This is a genomic window from Streptomyces flavofungini, assembly GCF_030388665.1.
GTDB lineage: Bacteria > Actinomycetota > Actinomycetes > Streptomycetales > Streptomycetaceae > Streptomyces > Streptomyces flavofungini_A.
Genome location: NZ_CP128846.1, coordinates 8,368,550 through 8,392,658, shown reverse-complemented (window position 1 = coordinate 8,392,658; position 24,109 = coordinate 8,368,550). Strand labels below are relative to the sequence as shown.

The following is a 24,109-nucleotide window of genomic DNA, read 5'->3' as shown; positions in this document are numbered from 1 at the left end:
GTGGGAGGGCCGTTCCGTACGGCTGGGACGGGTGCTGCGGGGCCGGGGGTACCACCCCCGGACGCTCCGTGACGGCCGGGCGGCATGCCTTCGCCCGCTGCTGTCCCGCCGTCCGACGGACCTGCGAGGCGTCAGGCCTTCAGGAGCGGGTCGGACGCCGCGAGGAGCCGCCCTTCCGCGTACGTGAGCGCGGCGCTCGGGAGCGCGGCCTCACGGCCACCGAGGAGCACCGTGAGGGTGCCTTCGGTGTCTTCTGCGTCTTCGGGGTCGTACGCGTTCTCCGCCGGGCCGTCCGCGTCGACGACGTCCCGTTCGCGGATCCGGCGCAGCGCCTGGGCGACGACGGCCTCGGCCGAGCCGAGCAGGACGAGGGGCTGCGCGTCCCGCTGCCGCACGGCGGCGCGGATGCGTTCGGCGACCAGCTCGTAATGGGTGCAGCCCAGGACGACGGTTGTCACCTCGGGCGGGGTGAGGGCGGCGGCGGCCTCGATGGCGCGCGTGATGGCTTCCTCGTCGGCCTCCTGCACGGCGTCGGCGAGGCCGGGGCAGGGCACCTCGGTGACGCTGACGCCCGCGGCGAACTCCTCGATGAGGCCGCGCTGGTAGGGGCTGCCGGTGGTGGCGGGCGTGGCCCAGATCGCGACCGGGCCGCCGGTGGCCGCCGCGGGCTTGATCGCCGGGACGGTGCCGATGACGGGCAGTTCGGGCTCCAGGCGGGCGCGCAGCGCGGGCAGGGCGTGCACGGACGCGGTGTTGCAGGCCACGATCAGCGCGTCGGGGCGGTGCGCGGCGGCGGCCTCGGCGGCGGCGAGGGCCAGCCCCTTGACCTTCTCGGGCGCGTTGCCCCAGGGCATCGTGTCCGGGTCGGAGGAGAGGACGAGATCGGCGCCGGGGTGCAGGCGCCGTACCGCCGCGGCCGCGGCGAGCAGTCCGATACCGGAGTCCATCAGCGCGATCTTCACCCGGTCACCTTAGACGATGAGCCGGACAAGCCCGGCAGGGTGGGGCAGACTGCGGCGGATGAGCGCTGTTGTGTGGATCGCCGCCGCCTCGCTCGCCGCGTGGCTGTGGCTGCTGGTCGGGCAGGGTTTCTTCTGGCGTACGGGAGACCGGCTGCCGCGGCGCCGGGACCCCAAGCAGTGGCCGAGAGTGGCGGTGGTCGTCCCGGCCCGGGACGAGGCCGAGGTCCTGCCGACCAGCCTGCCGTCGCTGCTCGGGCAGGACTATCCGGGACACGCCGAGGTGTTCCTCGTCGACGACGGCAGCAGCGACGGCACGGGCGTCCTAGCCCAGACCCTGGCGGAGCGGCACGGCGGCCTTCCCCTGACCGTCGCCTCGCCCGGCGAGGTGCCCGCGGGCTGGACCGGCAAGCTCTGGGCGGTGCGGCACGGCATGGCCCTGGCCCGCGCGCGGGAGCCCGATTTCCTGCTGCTCACCGACGCGGACATCGCGCACAGGCCGGACAGTCTGCGGGTGTTGGTGGCCGCGGCCACGACGGGCGGCTACGACCTCGTGTCGCTGATGGCGCGGCTGCGGGTGGTCAGCCTGTGGGAACGGCTCGTCGTCCCCGCGTTCGTCTACTTCTTCGCGCAGCTGTACCCGTTCCGCTGGATCGCGCGGAGGGGCGGGCGGACCGCGGCGGCGGCCGGCGGCTGTGTGCTGCTGCGCGCGGACGCGGCCGAGCGGGCCCGGGTCCCCGACGCGATCCGGCACGCCGTCATCGACGACGTGGCGCTCGCCCGCGCGGTCAAGCGGTCGGGCGGGCACATCTGGCTGGGGCTCGCCGACCGTGTCGACAGCGTGCGGCCCTATCCGCGGCTCGCGGACCTGTGGCGGATGGTGGCGCGCAGCGCGTACGCCCAGTTGCGGCACAATCCGGCGCTGCTCGTCGGGACGGTGGCCGGGCTCGCCGTGGTGTATCTGGCGCCGCCGGTGGCCCTGTTCGCGGGTCTCGCGACGGGCACGGCGGGCGCCGTGGTGTGCGGTGGTCTCGCGTGGCTGGTGATGACGGCGACGTACCTGCCGATGCTCCGGTACTACCGCCAGCCGGCGTGGCTGGCCCTCACGCTGCCCGCCACCGCGTTCCTGTACCTCCTGATGACCGTGGACTCCGCGGTGCAGCACTACCGGGGGCGCGGCGCGGCCTGGAAGGGGCGCACGTACGCGCGCCCCGACACGACCGCGCCGGAGGAGACCCTCCCCTAGGGCACCCGGAGTCCGGAGGTCACTTCCGGCCGGGGGTCCAGTTCATGCCCCACCCGTAGGCGTAGTCGATGGTCCGCTGCGGGCTGACACCGCGCTCGGGCACCAGGTAGCGGGCCTCGCGCTGGACGGTGAGTTCCCCGCCGTTGTTGGTGATGAGCGCGAGGGCGCAGACCGTGGACGGCACCGTGCACTCGTCGAGGGAGAACTCGATGGGCGCGCCGTGCTGTGGGGTCAGGGTGACCGTGGCGTTCAGGTCGGCGAAGCTGCGCGCGCCCTCGTAGATGGTCACGAAGATGACCAGGCGCTTCAGTTCGTTCGAGTGGTCCAGGTTGACCGTCAGGTTCTCGCCGGTCGACACCGCGCCGGTGCGGTCGTCGCCGTCGAGGAGGATGTACGGCGGCTGGTGCAGCGCGCCGAAGGCGTTGCCGAGCGCCTGGACGACGCCCTTGCGGCCGTCGGACAGCTCGAAGAGCGCGCACAGGTCGAGGTCGAGGTCCGCGTGCATGGCGACGGCCCGGCCGAGCTTGCTGGCCCAGCCCTTGAACTGCTTGCGCACCTCCCAGTTGAGGTTGACCCGCAGTGCGCCGGAGGTGCCGCCCTGCTTGGTCAGGGAGACCGACGGCGCCTCCTTGGTCAGCGTGACCTTGGTGAGGCGCACCGGCTGGGCGGGCGGGGCGGGGGGCGGCGGGGACGCGGGGGCGGGCGCGGCGACGGGGGGCGCGGGGGCGGCGACCGGCGGCGCGGGCGGCGGGGTGGGCGCGGCGGGCGCGGGGGCCGGTGCGGCGGGGGCCGCCTGCTGGGGCTCGTCGACCGTGATGCCGTAGTCCGTGGCCAGGCCTTCGAGGCCGCTGCTGTAGCCCTGGCCGACGGCGCGGAACTTCCACGCGCCCTGCCGGCGGTACAGCTCGCCGAGCACGAAGGCCGTCTCGACGGTGGCGTCCGCGCTGTCGTACCGCGCGATCTCCGCGCCGCTCGCGGCGTCGACGACCCGCACGTGCAGGCCGGGGACCTTGCCGAACGAGCCGCCGTCCGAGGACGCGGCGAGCACCACGGTCTCCACACCGGGCTCCACGCGCGCGAGGTCGACGACCAGCGCGTCGGTCACGCCGCCGCCAGTGGACTGCTTGCCCTCGTGGCGCACCGCGCCGGAGGCGTGCGTCGCCTGGTTGTAGAAGACGAAGTCCGCGTCCGAGCGCACCTTGCCGGAGGCGTCGAGCAACAGGGCGGAGGCGTCGGCGTCCGGGACCCCCGGCCCGGTTCCCCATCCCAATTCGACCCGCACCGCGGGTGCCGGGACGGGAACATTCGAACCTTTGGCCATTGACATGTCTGCCCCCATCACAAGTTGCCGGGTCGTCCGGGCCGCCGTTGCGTTCCCGCCCAACCTATTACCTGGCATTCGAAGAGGCCTACACGCGGTCCCGGCAACGCCCGTCGACAGCCCCCGGTCGACCGCGAGTAACCCCTGAGGAACGCGCTATTTACACGATCCGTACGTCGCCAAGCGACCGATTTTTCCCAAGTTCGCTCGCATTGGGGATCCACAGCCCCCGGCGACACGTAAAACAACCCTCTTATCGGTCTCCCCAACCAGCACATCAAGGGCTTAACTTATGGAGCATGACCTCCCCCCGCTCCACCTATGGCGGCGGTTACTACTCCGCGCCGTCCTTCCCGGACACCCCGATCTACGACTCGCTGGTCGCCGAGCGGGGCACCCCGCAGATCGCCCCGATCCGGGTCCCCTCCGCGTACGACACGGGCAGCCACCTCCCCGCCCTCCCGGCAGCGCTGCCCGCCCTGCCCTCCGGCCCCTCGGGCTACCCCGCGGCCGCCATGGCCCAGGCGCCCGTGCCCACCGCGGCCCACCCGAACCCGGCGTACGGCTACGCCCCAGCCCCGCAGCCCGCACCGCTGCAACAGGCCCCGGCGCCGTACATCCCGCAGCAGGCCGGCGCCCCGCGCGGCTACCCCGGCCCCCAGCAGCAGCGCCCCGTGGGCGGCACGGGTTACGAGGCGATGCGTCCCGCCGCGCCCCGCCCGGCCCCGGCCCCGCACGAGGACCCGCACAACCGGCAGTACCGGGGCTACTGATCGGCGGCGGCCTTCGCTGTCAGTGCCCGCTGGCAGGATGGCCGCATGTCGACTTCCGTGCCCGTCTCGATCCACTCGATCCACATCCACCCGCTGAAGGCGGCCGGGGGGCACGCTGCGCGTGAGGCCGTCGTGGAGCCCTGGGGGCTCGCGGGTGACCGCAGATGGGTGTTGATCGACAGCGCGGGCCGAGCCGTCACGCAACGGCCCCACCCGCGCCTGGCGTCGGCCGCCGTCGAGCCGCTGCCCGACGGCGGCATACGCGTGTGCGCGCCCGGCAGGGAGCCGCTGATCGTCGGTGTCCCCGAGCCCGGGCAGACCGCGCCGGTGGAGTTCCTGCGGGACAAGTCCGAGGCAGTGGTCGCCGATCCCGCGGCGGACGCCTGGTTCAGCGCCTTCCTCGACCTCGACGTGCGCCTCGGGTACCTGGACGCCCCGTCGACGCGGCGCCCCGTCGACGCGGCGTACGGCAGGCCCGGTGAGACCGTCTCGTTCGCCGACGCCTTCCCGCTGCTGCTCACCACGCTGTCCTCGCTGGACGCGCTGAACTCCCTCATCGCGCAGGGCGACCACGCGGACGAGGGCCCGCTGCCGATGAACCGCTTCCGGCCGAACGTGGTCGTGGAAGGCGTCGCGCCGTGGGCGGAGGACGACTGGTCGCGCCTCGCCATCGGCGCGGTGGAGTTCCGCGTGGCCAGGAAGTGCGCGCGGTGCGTCGTCACGACCACCGACCAGCGCACCGCCGAGCGCGGCAAAGAGCCGCTGCGCACCCTCGCCCGCCACCGCCGCAGCGGTGACCGGTTGCTCTTCGGTCTGAATCTGATCCCGGAATCGACCGGAACCATTCGAATCGGTGACCAGCTGAAGATCCTCGAATGAACGCCGCCCGGGTGGGGAACTCGACGTCCTTGGAAGGACGTTGAAGCCGGAGGAGGCCCGGTGAGGCCCGGCTGTCCCGCCCGCGGCGCGCGAGTGGGGCTCCGGCGGGTCGAGGACACGCGAAATCGCCCGGGGTGATGTCGCTCTCTCTTCCCGTCTTTTGGGCGTGCGCCGTGCCGTTCGCGGCTATCACGGACGCGGAAGGGGGTGCAGGACTGTGCGAGCGATCGCCGGACTCTGGCGCTGGCGCCACAATCCACTGCGCCGTGCCACCGATCTCGCCGAGGCCTGGGTGGCGCTCGCCGCCCTCGTGCTGATCGTCGTCGCGGCCCCCGTCGCCGGCGCGGTCGCAGGTTCGCTGACGCACGACGCGCTGCTGCGTTCGGTCCAGGCCCAGCGCGAGGCCCGGCACCACATCACCGCCACCGTCCTGCAGAAGCTCGACCAGCCCCCGCTCGACCCGGACCCCGAGACCTCCTCCTCGCGCGACGCGCACCGCCGGGTGCTCGCGAGCTGGACCGGACCTGACGGCTCGGGCCGCGCGGGCACGGTCGCCTCCGACCTCAAGTCCCCGCACCCGGGCGACCGCTTCCGGATCTGGACCGACGCCGAGGGCCGCGTCGTCGGCCGCCCCCTGGACACCGCGACGGCCACGACCCACGCCGCCCTGGCCGGCCTCGGCGCCGCCCTCGCCTGCGCCGGACTCGTCGAGGGCACCCGCCGCCTCATCGTCTGGCGCGCCGTCCGCCGCCGCTTCGCCCGCTGGGACCAGGCCTGGGACAAGGCGGGGCCGGACTGGGGCCGGGCCGGGACCGGCGCGTGAAGTAAGGAGCGGCGCACCTGCGGGCGTGGGCATCCCTGCGGCGTGGGCATCCCTGCGGGCGTGGGTCGCTTTTTCTGCTTCTTCTGCGGGCGTGGCCCCCCTTTCTGCGGGCAAGCGAGGGCGCTCCTGGCAGGCAGGGCAGGCATATCCCGGTAGCCCTGCGCGGGCGGGCAGGGGCAGTTCGGCGGACGGGCAAGGGCAGTTGAGCGGGCGCGCGCGGCAACGCCGGCGCACACACCCCCGGCGCACATGGCGGCGGCCCGGCCAAGTCCCCCCGGCCGCCCGCGCACCCTCCTCCGGCACCCCTGACCAGGCCGCCCCGCACGTCCGCCCACCCGAGCACCCCACGCTTGCGCAGGTGAGACCGGGCCCACCGGCCCGGCCATCAGGTCAACTCCCCCTCCCTCCGCGCGCTACGGTGGACCGGGCGAACTCTTCGGTCTCCTCGCGCGCGGGCGCGGGGTCCCGCGAACTTCGAGGTGGGGGCAGAGCAACTCCATGGCACAGGGCACGGTCCAGGTGACGCACACCGGTACGTCGCGGTGGCGGCGCCGCACAGGCGAGTACGCATCGCTGGCGGCCGCCCTGGAGGCCGCGGGCGACGGCGACGTCCTGACGGTGGCCCCGGGGACGTACCGCGAGAACCTCGTCGTCCAGCGCGCGGTGACGCTGCGCGGCCCCGAGGGCTCCCCCGGTTCCGTGCGCATCGCCCCGGTGGACGGGGTGCCGCTGACGGTGCGGGCGTCCGCGCTCGTGCAGGACCTCCATGTGGAGGGGCAGGACTCGGCCGCGCCCGCGCTGCTCATCGAGGACGGCGCCCCGGAGCTGACGGACGTGCGGGTGATGACGCGTTCCGCCGCCGGGATCGAGGTGCGCGGCGGCGCCCGCCCGACGCTGCGCCGCTGCACGGTCGACAACCCGGGCGGCATCGGCATCGGCGTGCTCGACGGCGGCGGCGGGGTCTTCGAGGAGTGCGAGGTCGTCGCCGCGGGGCAGTCCGGCGTCGCGGTGCGCGGCGGCGGGCACCCGCGTCTCGAACGCTGCCGGGTGCACCACGCCTCGGGCGCCGGACTCGCCGTCACGGGCGAGGGCAGCGGCCTGGAGGCCGTCGGCTGCGAGGTGTACGAGATCAAGGGCTCGGGCGTGCAGGTCACCGCGCGTGCCACGGCGCACCTGACGGACTGCGACGTGCACCGCACCACGTCCGACGGCGTCACCCTCGACACCGACGCCGTCCTCACCCTCGCCGACTGCCGCATCCACGACATCCCGGAGAACGCCGTCGACCTGCGCTCGCGCTCGGTCCTGACGCTGACGCGCACCACGGTCCGCGAGTTCGGCCGCAACGGCCTGTCCGTGTGGGACCCCGGCACGCGCGTCGACGCCAACCAGTGCGAGATCCACGACAGCACGGGCGACTATCCGGCCGTGTGGGTCAGCGACGGCGCGACGGCCGTCCTGGAGTCGTGCCGCGTGCACGACGTGCCGGACGCGCTGTTCGTGCTCGACCGGGGTTCGCGCGTCGACGTCATAGACAGTGACCTCACCCAGGTGCGCAACACGGCGGTGTCCGTGAGCGACGGCGCCACGGCCCAACTGGACGACGTGCGCATCCGCGAGGCGGCCACCGGCGCGTGGTTCCGCGACCACGGCAGTGGCGGCGTCCTCGCCGGCTGCACGGTGGACGGCACCCAGACGGGCGTGATCGTCACCAAGGGCGCCGATCCCACGATCGAGCGGTGCACGGTCACCTCCCCCGCCGAGGCGGGCTTCTACGTCTCCGCGGGCGGCCGCGGCAGCCTGGACCGCTGCAAGGTGGTCGGCAGCGGCGGCTACGGCTTCCATGTGATCGACGGCTGCCGTACGACGCTGCGCAGGTGCCGCACGGAGCGCTGCGCGCGCGGAGGTTACGAGTTCGCGGAGGACGGGCCGCTCGTCGAGGACTGCACGAGCGACGAGAGCGCGAGCGTCCGCCCCGCCGCGCCGGAGCCGGTCACGCAGACCGCCACGCAGTCCGCGGGGCTGCTCGGCGCGGTGCCCGCCCGGCGCGAGCCGCAGGAGCCCGTCCCGACCGTGCCCGAGCAGCGGTCCCGCTCGTCGAAGGACGTGCTCGGCGAACTCGACACGCTGGTCGGCCTGGAGAGCGTCAAGCGCGAGGTGCGGGCCCTCACCGACATGATCGAGGTGGGACGGCGCCGCCAGGAGGCGGGCCTGAAGGCGGCCTCCGTCCGCCGCCACCTGGTGTTCACGGGCTCCCCCGGCACCGGCAAGACGACCGTCGCTCGGCTCTACGGCGAGATCCTCGCCTCGCTCGGCGTCCTGGAGCGCGGCCACCTCGTCGAGGTGTCCCGCGTGGACCTGGTCGGCGAGCACATCGGCTCGACGGCGATCCGCACCCAGGAGGCCTTCGAACGGGCCCGTGGCGGCGTGCTGTTCATCGACGAGGCGTACGCCCTCTCACCCGAGGACTCCGGGCGGGACTTCGGCCGCGAGGCCATCGACACGCTGGTGAAGCTGATGGAGGACCAGCGGGACGCGGTGGTGGTCATCGTCGCGGGCTACACCGCGGAGATGAGCCGGTTCCTGTCGGTCAACCCCGGTGTGGCGTCCCGCTTCTCGCGCACCATCACCTTCGGCGACTACACGCCCGAGGAGCTTTTGCGCATCGTCGAACAGCAGGCCGAGGAGCACGAGTACACACTCGGCCCCGGCACGGGCGAGGCTCTGCTCAAGTACTTCACGGCGTTGCCGAAGGGCCCGGCCTTCGGCAACGGCCGCACGGCGCGCCAGACGTTCGAGGCGATGGTGGAGCGCCACGCCGGCCGGGTCGCCCAGCTCGGCGCGCCGAGCACGGACGACCTCACCCTGCTGTACTCGGACGACCTGCCGGACCTTCCGGACCTGCTGTAACCCCTTCCGGGCCGCCCACGGGCCCGCCACCCGCAGGACCGGCTCCACCCGCGCCCACGCCCTCCGCGCCCTCCGGCCTCGGTCCCGGCACAGCGGGTCGCAGCCGCGCGAGCAGCCGCCCCCGCTCCTCCGCGAACGCCGGGTCCGCCTGGTAGTCGCCGTGTCCGAGGATCGGCGCGGGCAGCGGGTGGACGTCGGTGCGGCCGTACGCCAGCGGGTCCTTCAGGGGCTCCCGGTCGACCTGCGGCCCGCACTCGCCGCGCAGGCGGACGGGGCCGCCGATCGGGTCGGTGGGGCGGTACAGATTGCGCCAGCAGTCGACCTCGCGGTGCAGGGAACTGAGGGCGGCGGGCCCGAAGTGCGCGGGGAACCAGCGGCCGTAGAGGCGCTCGATCGGTGAGCCGTACGTGAGCAGCGCGACGCGTCTGCGTACGGAGGGCAGCAGCTGCCAGGCCGCTGCCGCCGCGAGCACGCTGCCCTGCGAGTGGCCGGAGAGCACGAGTCGGCCGCCGGTGGCACGGGTCCAGGTGTGCATGCGCCAGGTCAGGTCGGGCACCGCGCGCTCCGCGTAACAGGGCGGCGCGAAGGGGTGGGCCGCGCGCGGCCAGAACGTGCCGACGTCCCAGAGGATGCCGATGGTGCGGCGGGCCGAGGGGTCGTGGTAGGCGCGACGGCCCCAGGTGACGAACAGTATGAAGCCGAGGCCGATCAGCCAGGAGCCCAGGGCCTGCGCGGTCTGCGCGGTGCCCTCGACGAAGGGGGGCGCGCTTCGCGCGGCCTCGCCCGGCACCTCGCCGGTGACCCAGGCGCCGACGAGGGCCGCCGCGCCGAGGAGGAGCGTCACCGCCGAGGTCACGCCGACGATCTGTGGTGCCCGGTCGGTGAGGGCGGCGCCCGCGCGGGTGCTCGCGATGCGGCGGGTCCGGGCGGTGTCGGGACGCTCGTCGGGGTAGTCGCGCGGCACCTGGGCGAGCTCACGGCGCAGCCGCCCGGCGGTGCGTACCGCCAGCCAGGCGCACAGGGCGGCGACGACCACGAGCAGCGGCGGAATGACGGAGGCCTGCCAGGTGAGGAGCGCGGGCGGGCCGTCGATCGAGCCGCCGGCGCCGGGCGAGCCGGGGCCGTCGAGCCAGTCGGCGACGCGCTGCGAGCCGCCGCCCGACATCACGCCGCCGAGGGCGCAGGCCAGCATGGCGACGGCGGGCCCGCCGAGGCCGCGGATGGCGGTGCGGGCGTCCGGCGACGTGCGGTGGATATGGGTGGCGGCCACGGCGAGGGCGAGCACGAGGGCGCCCTGGACGAGGGTGATGCCGCCGAACGTCGTGTTGCCCGGCAGCCGTCCGGCCGAGGTCCAGCCGGGGCGGGACCAGCCGGCGTACAGGACCGCGAGGACGAGCAGTGCCAGGGCGGCGAGCGGCAGTCGGCGCACCAGGGTGCGGTCCAGCTGCCGGTCGAGGCGGTTCTCGCTGCGGCCCCGGCGGCAGACCACCCACACGACGACGGCTCCCGCCACCACGAGGGCCGACTCCAGGGCCCAGCCGAGGACGTCGAGGAGGGCGGGCCCGCCGGACCTGCGGTCGTACCGGGCGGCCGAGGCGCCGACGGCGGCGGCGACCGTGAGCAGTCCCGCGGCCGTGTGGGCGGCACGCAGCCGGGCGACGAGCCTGCGGCCGTACCAGAAGCCGGGCTTGCCCAGGGCGTTGCGGCTGGGCTCCTCCGGGTCCGGCTGGTGCGGCAGCGGCTGCTGGGACTCGTACGCGCTCCAGGTGCGGTGGGACAGGTACCAGAGCAGGCCGGTGAGTGCCGCGGGCAGGAGTGCGGCGAGCGCGAGGCGGCGGCCGGGCTGCGACCACCAGCCACCGCCCCCGGCGGACTCCGGCGCGAGGAAGCCGAGCCAGGAGTGGTCGTCGACGCAGGCGCGGGTGCCCGCGCACTGCCAGGCCGTCAGGTCGATGGCGATCTCGCAGGCGGCGGCGACCAGGAGCACGGTGAGGCTGAGGGCGACGAGCCGCACGAGGAGGCCGTAGGTCCGCACGGCGCGTTCGGCGCGGCGGGCCGAGGGGCGCATCCAGTGGGCGAGGTTGACGACCATGAACGGCAGGAGCAGCAGCCACAGCGCGCGGGAGCCGTTGCCGGAGGTCAGGTTCGACCAGACGTAGGCCTCCGGGACGGGCTGGTCGCGGTAGTGCGCGGGGCGGGACTCGGCGTCCACGTCGTCGGCGCGGCGGTGGACGGCGGCGGTGCCGTCGCCGGACACGCGAACCGTGCGGGGGTCGCCGAGCATCTCCTCGGGCGTGGTGCCGCCGACGCCGTGGACGAGGAGCTCCAGGGCGATCGGCTCTGCCTCGGCGCCGCGTTCCGGGTGTGCGGTGCGACTCGGGCCCGCGGGGCGGTCCGGGGGTGCCGTGCGGTGCGGTTCCTCTGGCTGGTTCGGGCGTGCCGGTCCGTCTTTCCGGGCGGTCCGGGCCGCCGTGGCGCGCTCCACTGTTCCGCTTCCCCCGAGTCGTGCGCTGTCCTGAGCCGTGTACGGGCCACGCAGGTCGTGCAGGGACACAAGGATCGCCGTTTCCCGCCCCGCACGCAGCCACCCTCACGTAATCTCCCCCTTCGGCAGCTCCCCCTTCCGGATGGCGGGGCCGCCCGGTCGGTGGCACCCGCAACGACGGCACGTGCGAGGATGAGGCGACCCGATGACGGGCTTGACGAGGCGAAAGGGCCGGACCTGACGTGAGTGAGAATCAGAACCTCCTCGCGGAGCAGCGTCGCGCCCTGATCCTCGACGAGGTCCGCCGCCGCGGCGGCGTCCGGGTCAATGAACTCACCAGGAAGCTGGGCGTGTCGGACATGACCGTCCGCCGTGACCTGGACGCGCTCGCCCGCCTCGGGGTCCTGGAGAAGGTGCACGGCGGCGCCGTGCCGGTCGCCGAGGCCAGCACGCACGAGCCGGGCTTCGAGGCCAAGTCGGGCCTGGAGCTGAGCGCCAAGGAGGACATCGCGCGGACCGCGGCGACCCTGGTGGCACCGAGCACGGCCATCGCGCTCTCCGGCGGCACCACGACGTACGCGCTGGCCCATCAGCTGCTCGACGTCCCGGACCTGACGGTCGTGACGAACTCGGTGCGGGTCGCCGACGTCTTCCACTCCGCGCAGCGCAGCTCCGGGCAGCGCCAGGGCGCGGCCACGGTGGTCCTCACGGGCGGGGTGCGCACGCCGTCGGACTCGCTGGTGGGGCCGGTGGCCGACCAGGCGATCGCGGCACTCCACTTCGACGTGCTGTTCCTCGGCGTGCACGGCATATCGGCCGAGGCCGGTCTCTCCACGCCCAACCTCGCGGAGGCGGAGACAAACCGGCGTCTGGTGCAGTCCGCGCGCCGCGTGGTCGTGGTCGCCGACCACACCAAGTGGGGCACGGTGGGCCTGAGTTCGTTCGCGACGCTCGGCCAGGTGGACACGCTGGTGACGGACGCGGGGCTGCCTGCGCGGGCCCGCGCGGAGATCTCCGAGCAGCTCCGGCGGCTCCTGGTCGCGGGCGCGCCCGCGGACGCCGTGGACACCACCGGGGCCCCGGGGAGCACGGGCGCCGCTGACGACGAGAACTCCGCGGACTTCTGACGGGCCCCCGGCTATGGTGGTCGGGCCGGTCAACCGCCTCGTCCCGCCTGGGGGTCGCGTTCATGCCACGCCGACTGAGGCCCGAGGGCCTGGAGTTCCTCGACACCGCACCGGTACGCCTGGTGTTCACCCACGACGTCGCGGCACCGCCCGAGGCGGTGTACGAGGTGCTTGAGGACGTCCGGCGCCTGCCCGCGTGGCACAGCTCGGTGGTGTACGCCCGGCCGTTCGACGACGGCTCGGGCCGTCTGGTGCGCATTCAGGGCCGCTTCTGGTTCCGGGAGACCTTCCTCGCCACGGACGCGCCCACGCGGTACGCCTACCGCATCGACCTGACCAACTTCCCCGGCCTGCGCGCCCTGGTGGAGGAGTGGCGGCTCATCCCGCTGGAACCGACCGACGGCCAGGGCTCGGGCACTCGCGTGCAGTGGACGTACGCCGCGGACGCCGTGGCCCTGACGCGCTTCCTGATGAGGCGCGGCGGCCGCCGGGGCATGGGCACGTCCTTCCACACGGCGGTCGCGAACCTGGACCGGCAGTTGTCCGGAGCGAACGGCGCCTGACCCGGCCCCGACAGGTCCTAGCCCGCCTGCGCCGGCCACTCCCCCGTGGCGAGCAGCCTCTCGATCGTGCGCTCGTACGGTGCGATGTCGAGCCCCTGCTCGGCGAGCCACGCGTCCGAGTAGTACTTGTCCAGGTAGCGGTCGCCCGGGTCGCAGATGAGGGTGACGACGCTGCCCGTGCGGCCCGCGGCCACCATCTCCGCGGTGATCCTGAGGGCGCTCCACAGCCCCGTGCCGGTCGAGCCGCCCGCCTTGCGGCCGATGGCGCGGTCCAGGGCGCGCACCGCGGCGACGCTCGCCGCGTCGGGCACCTTCATCATGCGGTCGATGGCGCCGGGCACGAAGCTCGGCTCCATGCGGGGCCTGCCGATGCCCTCGATGCGCGAGCCGCAGTCGCTGGAGGCGTCCGGGTCGTTCTTCGTCCAGCCGTCGAAGAAACAGGAGTTCTCCGGGTCGGCGACGCAGATCCGGGTGTCGTGCTGCATGTAGTGGACGTAGCGAGCGATGGTCGCCGAGGTGCCGCCGGTGCCCGCCGTGGCGACGATCCACGCGGGCTCCGGGTGCCGCTCCAGGCGCAGTTGCTGGAACATCGACTCGGCGATGTTGTTGTTGCCGCGCCAGTCCGTGGCCCGTTCCGCGTAGGTGAACTGGTCCATGTAGTGGCCGCCGGTCTCGACGGCGAGGCGGGCGGACTCCGCGTACATGGTGCGCGAGTCGTCCACGAAGTGGCACCGGCCGCCGTGGAATTCGATGAGGCGGCACTTCTCGGCGCTCGTCGTGCGCGGCATCACCGCGATGAAGGGCACACCGATGAGCTTCGCGAAGTACGCCTCGGAGACGGCCGTCGAGCCGCTGGAGGCCTCGATCACGGGGCGCCCCGGACGGATCCAGCCATTGCACAGGCCGTACAGGAACAGCGAGCGGGCGAGCCGGTGCTTGAGGCTGCCGGTCGGGTGCGTCGACTCGTCCTTGAGGTACAGGTCGATGCCCCACCGCTCGGGCAGCGGGAAGCGCAGCAGATGGGTGTCCGCGGAGCGGTTCGCGTCGGCCTGGACCTTCCGCACGGCCTCTTTCAGCCAAGTGCGGTACGCGTCGTCGCTGCGGTCCACGTCGAGCGTGGCCATCGGCTCGTCGGCCGGATCGTGCTGGGTGGTGCTCACCGCGGGCTCCTTAGGCCTCGTGCCGGAACGGGATCGGTCCGGCCGGACACCTCGATGATAAACACCCACAACACCGCTCTCACCTGCATAAACACACCTTTTGGGCGCCCAAAGGAGGCCCTTGCCCACCACTCGGCCCCGCGCGGCGGGCCGCGCCGGTCACGCACCGAAGTGGCATGTGCGTCGTCGCCGGGCACCCTGGCCCTCGACGCCGTGCGCGTGCACACTGCACCGCACGGAAACAGGGGTAGGTTTCCACCAGGTGCCGTACGACGGGCGTGCGGCGCCGTGCGTCACCACACCGATGGCGCGTCGACACCAGGCGCACGAGGGGGGCAGAGCCTCATGGCGGAGCCGGAGTTCAGGGCCACGGGCGTACGGATCGGGCGGCTACTTCGCTCGCTGACCCGTGCGGGCCAGGTCCGGATCAGCGACGGCAGGCTGGAGTTGCTCACCAGTTACGGCACCGAGATCGACAGCGCCCCGCTGCGCGCGGTGCGCACGGCGAAACCCTGGTTCGCCCCACAGGACAAGGCGCTCGCCGAGATGAACGGCACCCGCTATCTGCTGACGCTCGGCGAGCACGATCCGGCGCCCGGGGAGGCGGGGCCGCCCACGGTCCGAACCTTCCTCGAAGCGGTACGTCACGCGGCCGGCGGGCGCCGGGACTGAAGGGCGCGACCCGGGCGCGAGTTGCACGCCCCCACCCCCTGAGTCACGCTGGTGTCACATCACTCTGGGTTTACCGGTGATAACGCTGCGAACCAGCCCGCCGGTCACCACCGCAGGCGGCGGCGCGAGCGGCCCCTGCTGGATCCGAACGCCGTCTTCTTCCGGACCTCAATTCGGGGAGTCGCACCGTGATCAGCCAGCCAAGCAGGCATTGCACGGTAGAGCTCCAAGCCCTGCCGTCGCGGATCGGCCAGGTCCGCAGAATCGTCTCTGCGCAGTTGCGCTACTGGCATCTCGATCCCTTGATAGACCAGGCCGCGCTCGGCGTGACCGAGTTGTTGACCAACGTCCACCGGCACGCCGAACCGGACAAGACCTGCACGGTGGAGATCGAGCTGCTGCTCGAACGCCTCATGGTCTCCGTCCACGACCACGATCCGAGGCTTCCCGAGGTGCGCGACGCCGATCCGTTCGAGACCTGCGGGCGCGGGCTCGCGATGGTCGCGGCGGTGAGTGAGAGCTGGGGCGCGCAGCCGCAGGGCGACACGGGCAAGGTCGTCTGGTTCACACTCTGCGCGCCGTCGGCCCTCACGTCGCTGCCGACGTATCCGGTGTACGGCACCACGCGCGCCGCCCCGTTCGCCGAGGATCCCGCCGCCGTCGGCGCCCATGCTCCCGCCCGGTCCGCCGTTGCCGGCTGACCGGGCGGTGACTTCACCTCCGCGTGGCTCGTCGTACGCGTTGGCGTAGTCCTTCTGGTCCGAGTCCTCCCCCGTCCTTGTGCGTACGAGGACTCGTGCGCCGCCCCGTGCGCGGCACCGCTCGTCCCGTGCGTCACTGCGTGGCGATGGCCCGCAGGACGTCGAGGCGGGCGGCGCGCCGAGCCGGCCGCAGGCCCGCGAGGACTCCGGCCGCCAGGCCCACCAGGGCGACGACGGCGAGCTGCGTCGGCGGCAGCGCGAACGCGAAGTCGCTGTCGGACGCGCCGTCGGACGCCTCGACCAGGACCCAGCCGAGGAAGCCGCCGAGCGCCAGGCCGCCCGCCGTGCCGAACGCGGCAACCAGGACGGACTCCCAGCGGACCATGGCCCGCAGCTGTCCGCGGGTCTGGCCGACGGCCCGCAGCAGGCCCAGTTCGCGGGTGCGCTCGTGCACGGCGAGGGTGAGGGTGTTGGCGATGCCGAGCAGGGCGATGAGGACGGCGAGGGCCAGCAGGGCGTAGACGAGAGTCAGCATCATGTCGATGCCGCCCGCCGCGGACCGCGCGTACTCCTCCCGGGTCTGGACCTCGGGGTTGCCGTACTCCTTCGCCACGGCCGCCACCGCCGCCTCGCCGTCCGCCGCGCTCACCCCGTCCTTGAAGGTCACCGACACCAGCGTGTCGGAGTCCTGGGCGCGGTGCGGGGCCCAGGCGGCGCGGGTGATGACGTAGTCGCCCGCGAGTTCGGACCGGCCGTAGACCGCGCGGACCGTGAAGGTTTCCTTCTCGCCGTCGGCGAAGGCGAGTTCGGCCCGGTCGCCGACGTCGAGGTGCTGTTTGTCGGCTTCCTTGCGGGTGAGGGCGATGCCGTCGTCGCCCAGGCCGCCCATCGAGCCCTCGACCTTGCCGAGGTCGAAGGACTTGGCGAGCGCGACCGGGTCGGTGACGGTCAACGCCCTTCCCTCGCCGTTCACTTCGGCCACTCCCCTGCCGAGGCCGACGGCCGTGGCGACCTCGGGGCGCTCCGCGATCGCGGGGGCGAGCCGGGGGCTGAGTCCGCTGCCGCCCGCGCCGAAGGACGGCGTGCTGACCGCGACGTCCCCCGCGAAGGAGCGCGACACCGTCTGGTCCATGGTGGCCTTCAACGAGGCGCCGAAGACGGTGAACAGGCAGACGACGGCCACGCCGATCATCAGGGCGCTCGCGGTGGCTGCGGTGCGCTTGGGGCTGCGCAGGGCGTTGCGACGGGCCAGCGATCCGGTGACGCCGCGCAGCCGGTCGAGCGGCCCGCCGAGGACGCGCACCGCGCGCGAGGACGCGACGGGCCCGAGGACCACGAACGCGGCGAGGGCGAGGACGGCGCCGCCGCCCGCGAGCCAGATCGACGGCGATGCGAGCACGCCGACCAGGGTGAGGGCGACGGCCGCGAGGGCGATGCCGGTGCCGACGGCCGCGCGGGTGCGGGAGGCGCCGGAGTGGTCGACGGCCGTCTCGCGGAGCGCCGCCAGCGGGGCGGTGCGTCCGGCGCGGACGGCGGGCAGCAGCGCGGACGCCACGCACACGGCGACGCCGACCGCGAGGGGCAGCAGCATCGAAGTGGCGCTGATCACCAAGTCGCCCTCGGGGAAGGGGAACCCGATGGCCGGGAACAGCGCCTGCAATCCGGCGGCGATGCCGATGCCGCCCGCGAGACCCACGACGGACGCCACGAAGGCGACGACGGACGCCTCGGTCAGGGTCGACGCGGTGACCTGACGACGGGAGGCGCCGAGGGCGCGCAGGAGCGCGTTCTCGCGGGTGCGCTGGGCCACGACGATCGCGAAGGTGTTGTGGATGGAGAAGGTGGCGACCAGCAGCGCGATGCCGGAGAAGACCAGCAGGAACGTGGTGAACAGGGTCAGGAACTGACCGGAGATCATGTCGGAGTTCTCCTCCGCCGCCTCCTGCCCGGTGATGGCCTCGACTCCCTTGGGCAGCACGGGCGTCAGCGCGTCGACGAGCTCCTGCTGACTCGTCCCGGGTCCGGCGCGCACCTGCACGGTGGCGGCCTCGCCCGGCTTCGGCATCAGGTACTTCTCGGCGTCGGCCCGTGTCATGCCCGTGAAGGTCGTCTGCGCCATGCCGTCCTCGCCGCCGAACGTGGCGAGGCCGACGATGGTGACCCGCACCGGGTCGGGGGTGCGCAGGGTCGTGGTGTCGCCGATCTTCAGGTCGCCGCTCTCGGCGGCGCCGCGGTTGACGACCACCTCGCCGCTCCTCGCGGGGGCGCGGCCCTCGGCGAGGCGGTAGGCGTTCAGCTCCGGGTCGGTGATCCAGTTGCCCGCGAGGGTAGGCGGGCCCTGGCCGCCGATCGGGTCGCCGTCCTTGCCGACCAATTGGCCCGCGCCCTGGATGCCGGGCACGGCGGCGGCGACGCCCGGGACCTTCTCGATGCGGTCGACCAGGGCGGTGTCGACGTATCGGCGCACGCCCTGGCTCTCACCGGGCGTGGTGATGGTGTCGGCGCTGCGGACGACGGCGTCGGTGCCGCGCGTCGCGTTGCCGAACATCGTGTCGAAGCCGGCGCGCAGCGTGTCACCCATGACGAGGGTGCCCGCGAGGAAGGCGACACCGAGCAGCACCGCGAAGAACGTACCGGCGAAGCGGCGCTTGTGGCCCCGCAGCGAGGTGAGGCTGATGCGGAGGGCCGCGGCCAGGGACCCGGTGGGGGCACCGGGCCCCGCGGGGCCCGGTGCCCTTGTGGGACTGCTGGGCCCGGCGGGCCTGCGCCGACCGGTGGCACTCATGAGGGTGCTCCTTCCTGAGTCGTGGCGGAGCGCGTGTCGAACGCCTTCAGGCGGTCGAGGACCTTGTCGGCCGTGGGTGCCGCCATGCGGTCCACGAGGCGCCCGTCGGCGAGGAAGACGACCTCGTCGGCGTGGGCGGCGGCCACGGGGTCGTGGGTGACCATGACGACGGTGCGGCCCATCTCGCGCACCGCGCGGCCGAGCAGGCCGAGGACCTCCTCGCCGGAGCGGGAGTCGAGGTTGCCGGTGGGCTCATCGGCGAAGACGACGTCGGGGCGGCCGGCGAACGCCCGTGCCACGGCGACGCGTTGCTGCTGACCGCCGGAGAGTTCGGCGGGGCGGTGGCGGAGCCGGTCGCGCAGGCCGACGACGTCGATGAGGGCGTCCGTCCACTCCAGGCTCTCCCGGTCGAAGCGCCGCCCGGCCAGGTCCATCGGCAGGGTGATGTTCTCGGCGACGGTCAGCGTGGGCACCAGGTTGAAGGCCTGGAAGACGAAGCCGACGCGGTCCCGGCGCAGCAGGGTCAGACGCCGGTCGTCGAGAGGGCCGAGCTCGGTGTCGCCGATGTACGCGGACCCCGAGGTCAGGGTGTCCAGACCGGCCGCGCAGTGCATCAGCGTGGACTTGCCCGAGCCCGACGGGCCCATGATCGCGGTGAAGCGTCCGGCGGGGAAGCCGACGCTCACGCCGTCGAGGGCGGTGACGGCGGTGTCCGAGGAGGAGCCGTAGACCTTCACGGCGGCCTCGACCCGCGCGGCGTCCGGGGCGTCGGACCGCTGCCGGAGGGTGGCGGTGTTCATGCCCTGCCGCCCTTCGGGGCGCGGCCGAACTCCTCGTCGAGGACGCTCAGTCGACGCCAGTACTCGTCCTCGTCGATCTCACCGGCGGCGAAGCGGTGGCCGAGCACGGCGATCGGCGACTTGTCGTCGCTGCCGCCCATCCGCCAGGGTCCGCGCCGGCCGCGCCGGACGGTGCGGCGCAGGAAGGTCACGACGCCGATGACGACGGCGGCCCAGATCAGTGGGAAGAACAGGATCCAAGGGCCGGGTCCGCCGTCGAATGCCAGGGTCCGCATGGTGTCCATCTCCTCGGGAAGCGGGTGGACCAGCCGCGTGACCAGGGCTTCTGCCCCTCGGTACGCACTGGTTCGGTTCGCTTTCGAGGCTCCTCGCCGGGCGCCGCGAAGTCGTCGTACGGCCAGCGGCAGTGCGCGTACCCCCCGGGGAGTACGCGGCCCGGCGCCGCCTGCTTCTCCGGTACGGAAGGACGGGCCTCAGCGCCTGTCCGCGCCCCTCACCTGGACTTCTGTACCTATTAGTATGTACAGTCGGCTCATGAGCACTCCGGAGCGTCTGATCGAGTCCACGCGGGAACTCCTGTGGGAGCGCGGCTACGTCGGCACCAGCCCCAAGGCGATCCAGCAGCACGCGGGCGCGGGCCAGGGCAGCATGTACCACCACTTCGCGGGCAAGCCGGATCTCGCCCTCGCGGCGATCCGCCGCACCGCCCAGGAGATGCGTGCCACGGCGGAGGCGTCCCTCGCCGGTGACGGACCGGCGTACGACCGCGTCGCCTCCTACCTCCGGCGTGAGCGGGACGTACTGCGCGGCTGCCCGGTCGGGCGGCTGACGATGGACCCCGACGTGATCGCGAGCGACGAGCTGCGGGCGCCGGTCACCGAGACCCTGGAGTGGCTGCGCGGACGGCTCGCGGAGATCGTCCAGGAAGGCGTGGAACGGGGCGAGTTCAGCGCCTCGCTGGACGCGGGCGAGACGGCGTCCGCGATCGTCGCGACGGTGCAGGGCGGCTATGTGCTCGCCCGCGCGACGGGCTCGCCGGAGGCGTTCGAGGCGGGGACACGGGGGTTGCTCGCGCTGCTCGCGCCGCGCCCCTGAGCAGCTGATCGCGCCGCGCCCCTGAGCAATCGCCCGCTCCCTCTCCCCTCACCTCCCCTCACCTCACCTCCTCCCGTCCCTCTCACCCCCTCCCACTCGACTTCCGTGCTCATCCAGCGAGTCAAGGACCCCACCCGTGCACATCACCCGCACCCGCCCCGCCAGCAAGCAGGGCCCCGCCGAGAACTTCACCGGCACCGTCTGGCTCGACGAGATCGCTCACCCCGAACCGCCTTCCCGGGTCCGGGTGTTCAGCGTCCACTTCGCCCCCGGCTCCCACACCGCCTGGCACCGCCACCCGCACGGCCAGGTCCTGCACGTGACCGAGGGCGAGGGGTTCGTGCAGCGCGACGGCGGCCCCGTCGAGCCCATCCGGGCGGGTGACACCGTCTGGATCGAGCCGGGCGAGCGCCACTGGCACGGGGCCGGACCGCGCACGTTCATGACGCATCTCGCCGTTGTCGAGGCGGCGGCCGACGGCGCGACGGTCACCTGGGAGGAGCTCGTCCCCGACCCGGAGTACCCACCGACCGCCTGAGGCTCGCCTGGTCCCACCCCGCCCCGCACCTCCCCTGGAGCACGCATGCATGCCAAGCAGTACGAGATCACTCTGCCCGCCGACTACGACATGGGCGTCATACGCGAGCGCGTGGCCACGAAGGGCCATCTCCTCGACGCCTTCCCGGGGTTGGGCTTCAAGGCGTACCTGATGCGCGAACGCGGCGTCGACGGCTCACCCGTGAACCAGTACGCGCCGTTCTACCTCTGGAACACGGACGAAGGCCTGGGCTCGTTCCTGTGGGGTCGCGGATTCCAGGGCCTGTGCGACGACTTCGGGCGGCCGGTGGTGCAGCACTGGATGGCGGTGGGGTACGAGCACGGGGGCGCGGCCGGCGGCCGGCCGGTCAGCGCCGTGCGGCACCGCAGGACCGTCCCCGAGGGCACCCGCACCACGGATCTCGCGGAGGAACTGCTCGCCGAGGCAAGGACGTTGGCCGCGCGGGACGGGGCCGTGGGCGTGCTGGTCGCGGTGGATCCGCGGCACTGGGAGGCGGTGACGTTCTCGCTGTGGACCGAGGGCGGGCAAGCGCGGGCGAGCGGTGAGGTGTTCCAGGTGCTGCGCTGCTCGACGCCGGAGCTGGAGCGGGTGGGGCGGGGGCGGGCGTGGTGAGCACACAGGCGCCTGGCACGGACACGGCCGCCGTGCGCACCGTCCTCGGTGATGTCGACCCCGGTGAGCTGGGGGTCTGCGACGCCCACGACCACCTCTTCCTGCGGAGCCCGCAACTCCCGGGCCAGGAGCTGGACTCCGTGGCCGCCGCCGCGGCCGAGCTGGCCGCGTTCCGCGCCGAGGGCGGGCGGAGCGTCGTGCAGTGGACCCCGCACGGCATGGGGCGGCACGCAGCCGAGCTGCCCGGCCTCGCGCGCACGACCGGCGTGGGGATCGTGGCGGCCACCGGGCTGCACCAGGCGGTGCACTACTCCCCGGAACTCCTCGCGGAGCTGGGCGCCGGGGACCCCGACGTCCTCGCGGCGCTGTTCGTGCGCGAACTCACGCAAGGCATCGGCGACAGCGGCGTACGGGCCGGACTGATCAAGGTCGCGGGCGGCTTCCACGGCCTGGACGCGCACGCCCGCTGGACGATGACCGCGGCGGCCGGTGCCCACCTCGCGACGGGCGCGCCCATCGCCGTCCACCTCGAACTCGGCACCGGCGCCCTCGACGTACTCGACCTGCTGTGCGGCGCGTTGGAGGTCCCGCCGGACAAGGTGATCCTCGGGCACCTCAACCGCGCCCCGGACCTGGAAGTGCACCGGGAAGCGGCATCGGCGGGCGCCTGGCTGGCCTTTGACGGACCCTCACGGGCCAACCACGCCACGGACTGGCGGATGCCGGACGCGGTGCGCGCCCTCGTCGGCGCCGGGCACGGCGATCAGCTCCTGCTGGGCGGCGACACGACGACCGCCGGAGCCCGGTCCGTGAACGGCGGCCCGGGGATGCCGCATCTGCTGCGCCGGGTACGGCCGCGCCTGGAGTCGGCCGTGGGCAAGGAACTGGTGGACCGGATCGTCACCGTGAACCCGGGGCGGGCGTTCAGGGTCGTGTGGCCCCAGTGAGACGGGGGCCGGCCGACCCCTGCCGGTAAGCGGCGACCGCCCGCTCCGTGTCCTCGTTCACCAGGTCGGCGTTGATCTGCGCCGCCGCGAACGCCCCCGCCGCCGCGGCCCCGCCGACCTGCGCGGACAGGTCCGACGCGTTGCCCGCGATCCACACGCCGGGCGCTTCGGTGCGGCCCGTGGCGTCCGCGGGCACGTACTCGCCCGCGGGGTGCGGCACCGGCTCCACCCCGAGCCCCTTCAGGAAGCCGACGCGCGCCACCATCCGCGGCCCGACGACCACGGCCTCCCGGGGCACGAGCCCGCCGTCGGCCAGCCGCAGGCCCACGATCCGGTCGTCGACGACCTCCAGGGCCGCGACCTCCCCTTCCACCACGCGGATGCCGCGGGCGGCGAGCCGCTCCGCGTCCTCGTCGGTCAGCGGGTCCGCGGTGTGCGCGAAGTACGTGATGTCGGCGCTCCACTGCCGCAGCAGCAGGGTCTGGTGCAAGGACATCGGCCCGCCCGCGAGCACGCCGATGGCCTTGTCCCGCACCTCCCAGCCGTGGCAGTACGGGCAGTGGAGCACGTCCCGGCCCCACCGCTCGCGCACCCCCGGCACATCGGGAAGCTCGTCGACCAGGCCGGTCGCCACGAGCACCCGGCGTGCCCGCACGGTCCGGCCGTCGGCCAGGCCGACCACGAAGCCGTCCCCGTCCCTGGTCACCTCGTCGACCTCGCCGGACACCACCTGCCCGCCGTAACCGCGCACCTCGGCCCGGCCGCGCTCAAGGAGCTCGGCGGGCGGCGTGCCCTCCCGCGCGAACAGTCCGTGCACCGCGTCGGCCGGGGCGTTGCGCGGGGCTCCCGCGTCCAGGACCACCACGGACCTGCGCGCCCTGGCCAGCACCAGCGCACCGTTCAGACCGGCGGCGCCACCGCCGATCACCACCACGTCGTACACGTCACCCAGTTGAGAGTTCATGGCTGTCACCTCCACCACGACCATGCGCCACTCTCCCCAGGGACGCAAACAAGCTTGCTGAACCAGCAACTTCGAGAGTCGTATTGCATCACACGTTCCAAAACGGCTACGGTACCCGCATGGCCCGACCACGGACGTTCGACGAGGACCGGGCCCTGGACGCGGCGATGCGCGCCTTCTGGGCGAACGGCTACGAGGCCACCTCGACCCAGGACCTGTGCGAAGCCACCGGACTGGGCCGCAGCAGCATCTACAACACCTTCACCAGCAAGCACGACCTGTTCCGGCGGGCCCTGGCCCGCTACATCGACGTGATGAGCGTGCCCCAGGCCGAGATCCTGGAGGACGCCGAACGCTCCGGCCTGGAGCGGATCCGCGCCCTGCTCGCCCGGATCGTCGACACCGAGTTCGACTACCGCGCGGAGGACGAGCGCAGCATCGGCTGCCTCACCGTCAACACCGTCGTGGAGCTGGCCCGGCGCGACCCGGAGGCGGCCGCGCTGATCGAGCGCGACCTCGGCTTCCGGCTCGGCCTGTTGCGCGTCGCCCTCGAAGCGGGGCAGCGCGACGGCACGATCGCCACCCGCCGCGATCCCGACACCCTCGCCCGGTTCATCAACGCCACCATCGGCGGGATGCGCGTCTCCGCCCAGGCGGGCGCGGACCGCACGGCCCTGGATTCCATCGCGGACGCCGCCCTGGACGCCCTGCGCCCCTGACCCCCACCG

General features: G+C 73.6%; 22 protein-coding genes. 14 read left to right on the top strand and 8 right to left on the bottom strand.

What is annotated here, in order from left to right; translation table 11 throughout:
• Positions 1–131 precede the first annotated feature (131 nt).
• On the bottom strand, positions 132–947 hold the full coding sequence (locus QUY26_RS36300) for a glutamate racemase (protein ID WP_354670771.1): 816 nt from the start codon (positions 945–947) through the stop codon (positions 132–134).
• Between the two features lie 73 nt (positions 948–1,020).
• Here QUY26_RS36300 and QUY26_RS36295 point away from each other — a divergent pair, with 73 nt between their 5' ends.
• Positions 1,021–2,205 carry a glycosyltransferase gene (locus tag QUY26_RS36295; RefSeq protein ID WP_289954301.1) on the top strand — a complete coding sequence of 395 codons (1,185 nt, stop codon included), beginning with the start codon at positions 1,021–1,023 and terminating at the stop codon, positions 2,203–2,205.
• 19 nt (positions 2,206–2,224) lie between these two features.
• Here QUY26_RS36295 and QUY26_RS36290 read toward each other — a convergent pair whose 3' ends face one another.
• A complete protein-coding gene (locus QUY26_RS36290; RefSeq protein WP_289954299.1) occupies positions 2,225–3,544 on the bottom strand; it encodes a TerD family protein in 1,320 nt (439 codons plus the stop codon).
• Between the two features lie 281 nt (positions 3,545–3,825).
• On the opposite strand from QUY26_RS36290, the gene QUY26_RS36285 reads away from it, so the two are divergent.
• The 4 genes from QUY26_RS36285 (at position 3,826) to QUY26_RS36270 (ending at position 8,911) form a co-directional block, all read left to right on the top strand.
• Complete coding sequence (locus QUY26_RS36285; protein WP_289954298.1) at positions 3,826–4,299, top strand: DUF6643 family protein; 474 nt, start codon at positions 3,826–3,828, stop codon at positions 4,297–4,299.
• A 45-nt stretch (positions 4,300–4,344) separates the two neighbouring features.
• Positions 4,345–5,178: an MOSC domain-containing protein gene (locus QUY26_RS36280; RefSeq protein WP_289954296.1), complete on the top strand. Its 834-nt coding sequence runs from the start codon at positions 4,345–4,347 to the stop codon at positions 5,176–5,178.
• A gap of 217 nt (positions 5,179–5,395) precedes the next feature.
• Positions 5,396–6,001, top strand: coding sequence for an Rv1733c family protein (locus tag QUY26_RS36275; RefSeq protein ID WP_289954292.1), 606 nt, complete (start codon positions 5,396–5,398; stop codon positions 5,999–6,001).
• A gap of 498 nt (positions 6,002–6,499) precedes the next feature.
• Positions 6,500–8,911, top strand: coding sequence for a right-handed parallel beta-helix repeat-containing protein (locus QUY26_RS36270; RefSeq protein WP_289954290.1), 2,412 nt, complete (start codon positions 6,500–6,502; stop codon positions 8,909–8,911).
• Here the strand turns inward: QUY26_RS36270 and QUY26_RS36265 are convergent.
• Positions 8,862–11,195: a hypothetical protein gene (locus tag QUY26_RS36265; RefSeq protein ID WP_289956340.1), complete on the bottom strand. Its 2,334-nt coding sequence runs from the start codon at positions 11,193–11,195 to the stop codon at positions 8,862–8,864. The two genes, QUY26_RS36270 and QUY26_RS36265, sit on opposite strands and share 50 nt — an antisense overlap.
• Positions 11,196–11,638: 443 nt before the next feature.
• Between QUY26_RS36265 and QUY26_RS36260 the strand changes: the two genes are divergently transcribed.
• On the top strand, positions 11,639–12,523 hold the full coding sequence (locus QUY26_RS36260) for a DeoR/GlpR family DNA-binding transcription regulator (protein WP_289954288.1): 885 nt from the start codon (positions 11,639–11,641) through the stop codon (positions 12,521–12,523).
• Positions 12,524–12,585: 62 nt separating this feature from the next.
• Complete coding sequence (locus tag QUY26_RS36255) at positions 12,586–13,086, top strand: SRPBCC family protein (RefSeq protein ID WP_289954286.1); 501 nt, start codon at positions 12,586–12,588, stop codon at positions 13,084–13,086.
• A gap of 17 nt (positions 13,087–13,103) precedes the next feature.
• Here the strand turns inward: QUY26_RS36255 and QUY26_RS36250 are convergent, their stop codons facing one another.
• Positions 13,104–14,210: a PLP-dependent cysteine synthase family protein gene (locus tag QUY26_RS36250; protein WP_289956337.1), complete on the bottom strand. Its 1,107-nt coding sequence runs from the start codon at positions 14,208–14,210 to the stop codon at positions 13,104–13,106.
• Positions 14,211–14,591: 381 nt separating this feature from the next.
• Here QUY26_RS36250 and QUY26_RS36245 point away from each other — a divergent pair, with 381 nt between their 5' ends.
• Positions 14,592–14,918, top strand: a complete 327-nt coding sequence (locus tag QUY26_RS36245) for a hypothetical protein (RefSeq protein ID WP_289954284.1) — start codon at positions 14,592–14,594, stop codon at positions 14,916–14,918.
• Between the two features lie 188 nt (positions 14,919–15,106).
• A complete protein-coding gene (locus tag QUY26_RS36240; RefSeq protein WP_289954282.1) occupies positions 15,107–15,619 on the top strand; it encodes an ATP-binding protein in 513 nt (170 codons plus the stop codon).
• A 133-nt stretch (positions 15,620–15,752) separates the two neighbouring features.
• Here the strand turns inward: QUY26_RS36240 and QUY26_RS36235 are convergent, their stop codons facing one another.
• From QUY26_RS36235 to QUY26_RS36225, 3 genes are all read right to left on the bottom strand, one after another.
• A complete protein-coding gene (locus tag QUY26_RS36235) occupies positions 15,753–18,314 on the bottom strand; it encodes an ABC transporter permease (protein WP_289956335.1) in 2,562 nt (853 codons plus the stop codon).
• Between the two features lie 86 nt (positions 18,315–18,400).
• Positions 18,401–19,204: an ABC transporter ATP-binding protein gene (locus QUY26_RS36230; protein WP_289954280.1), complete on the bottom strand. Its 804-nt coding sequence runs from the start codon at positions 19,202–19,204 to the stop codon at positions 18,401–18,403.
• The gene (locus QUY26_RS36225; protein WP_289954278.1) at positions 19,201–19,479 is read right to left on the bottom strand and encodes an SHOCT domain-containing protein; all 279 of its coding nucleotides are present in this window, start codon (positions 19,477–19,479) and stop codon (positions 19,201–19,203) included. Before QUY26_RS36225 ends, QUY26_RS36230 begins: the two co-directional genes overlap by 4 nt.
• Before the next feature lie 244 nt (positions 19,480–19,723).
• Here QUY26_RS36225 and QUY26_RS36220 point away from each other — a divergent pair, with 244 nt between their 5' ends.
• The 4 genes from QUY26_RS36220 (at position 19,724) to QUY26_RS36205 (ending at position 22,417) form a co-directional block, all read left to right on the top strand.
• Positions 19,724–20,299 (top strand): TetR/AcrR family transcriptional regulator, encoded by a 576-nt coding sequence (locus QUY26_RS36220; protein ID WP_289954274.1) that lies wholly within the window; start codon positions 19,724–19,726, stop codon positions 20,297–20,299.
• 136 nt (positions 20,300–20,435) lie between these two features.
• Positions 20,436–20,837, top strand: coding sequence for a (R)-mandelonitrile lyase (locus tag QUY26_RS36215; RefSeq protein WP_289954272.1), 402 nt, complete (start codon positions 20,436–20,438; stop codon positions 20,835–20,837).
• A 45-nt stretch (positions 20,838–20,882) separates the two neighbouring features.
• The gene (locus tag QUY26_RS36210) at positions 20,883–21,470 is read left to right on the top strand and encodes a DUF4865 family protein (protein WP_289954269.1); all 588 of its coding nucleotides are present in this window, start codon (positions 20,883–20,885) and stop codon (positions 21,468–21,470) included.
• Positions 21,467–22,417: a phosphotriesterase family protein gene (locus QUY26_RS36205; protein ID WP_289954268.1), complete on the top strand. Its 951-nt coding sequence runs from the start codon at positions 21,467–21,469 to the stop codon at positions 22,415–22,417. The genes QUY26_RS36210 and QUY26_RS36205 overlap by 4 nt, the downstream gene beginning before the upstream one ends.
• Here the strand turns inward: QUY26_RS36205 and QUY26_RS36200 are convergent.
• Positions 22,395–23,381 (bottom strand): NAD(P)/FAD-dependent oxidoreductase, encoded by a 987-nt coding sequence (locus tag QUY26_RS36200; protein WP_436840460.1) that lies wholly within the window; start codon positions 23,379–23,381, stop codon positions 22,395–22,397. The two genes, QUY26_RS36205 and QUY26_RS36200, sit on opposite strands and share 23 nt — an antisense overlap.
• A 119-nt stretch (positions 23,382–23,500) precedes the next feature.
• Here QUY26_RS36200 and QUY26_RS36195 point away from each other — a divergent pair, with 119 nt between their 5' ends.
• Positions 23,501–24,100 carry a TetR/AcrR family transcriptional regulator gene (locus QUY26_RS36195; RefSeq protein ID WP_289954266.1) on the top strand — a complete coding sequence of 200 codons (600 nt, stop codon included), beginning with the start codon at positions 23,501–23,503 and terminating at the stop codon, positions 24,098–24,100.
• The last annotated feature ends 9 nt before the right edge of the window (positions 24,101–24,109 follow it).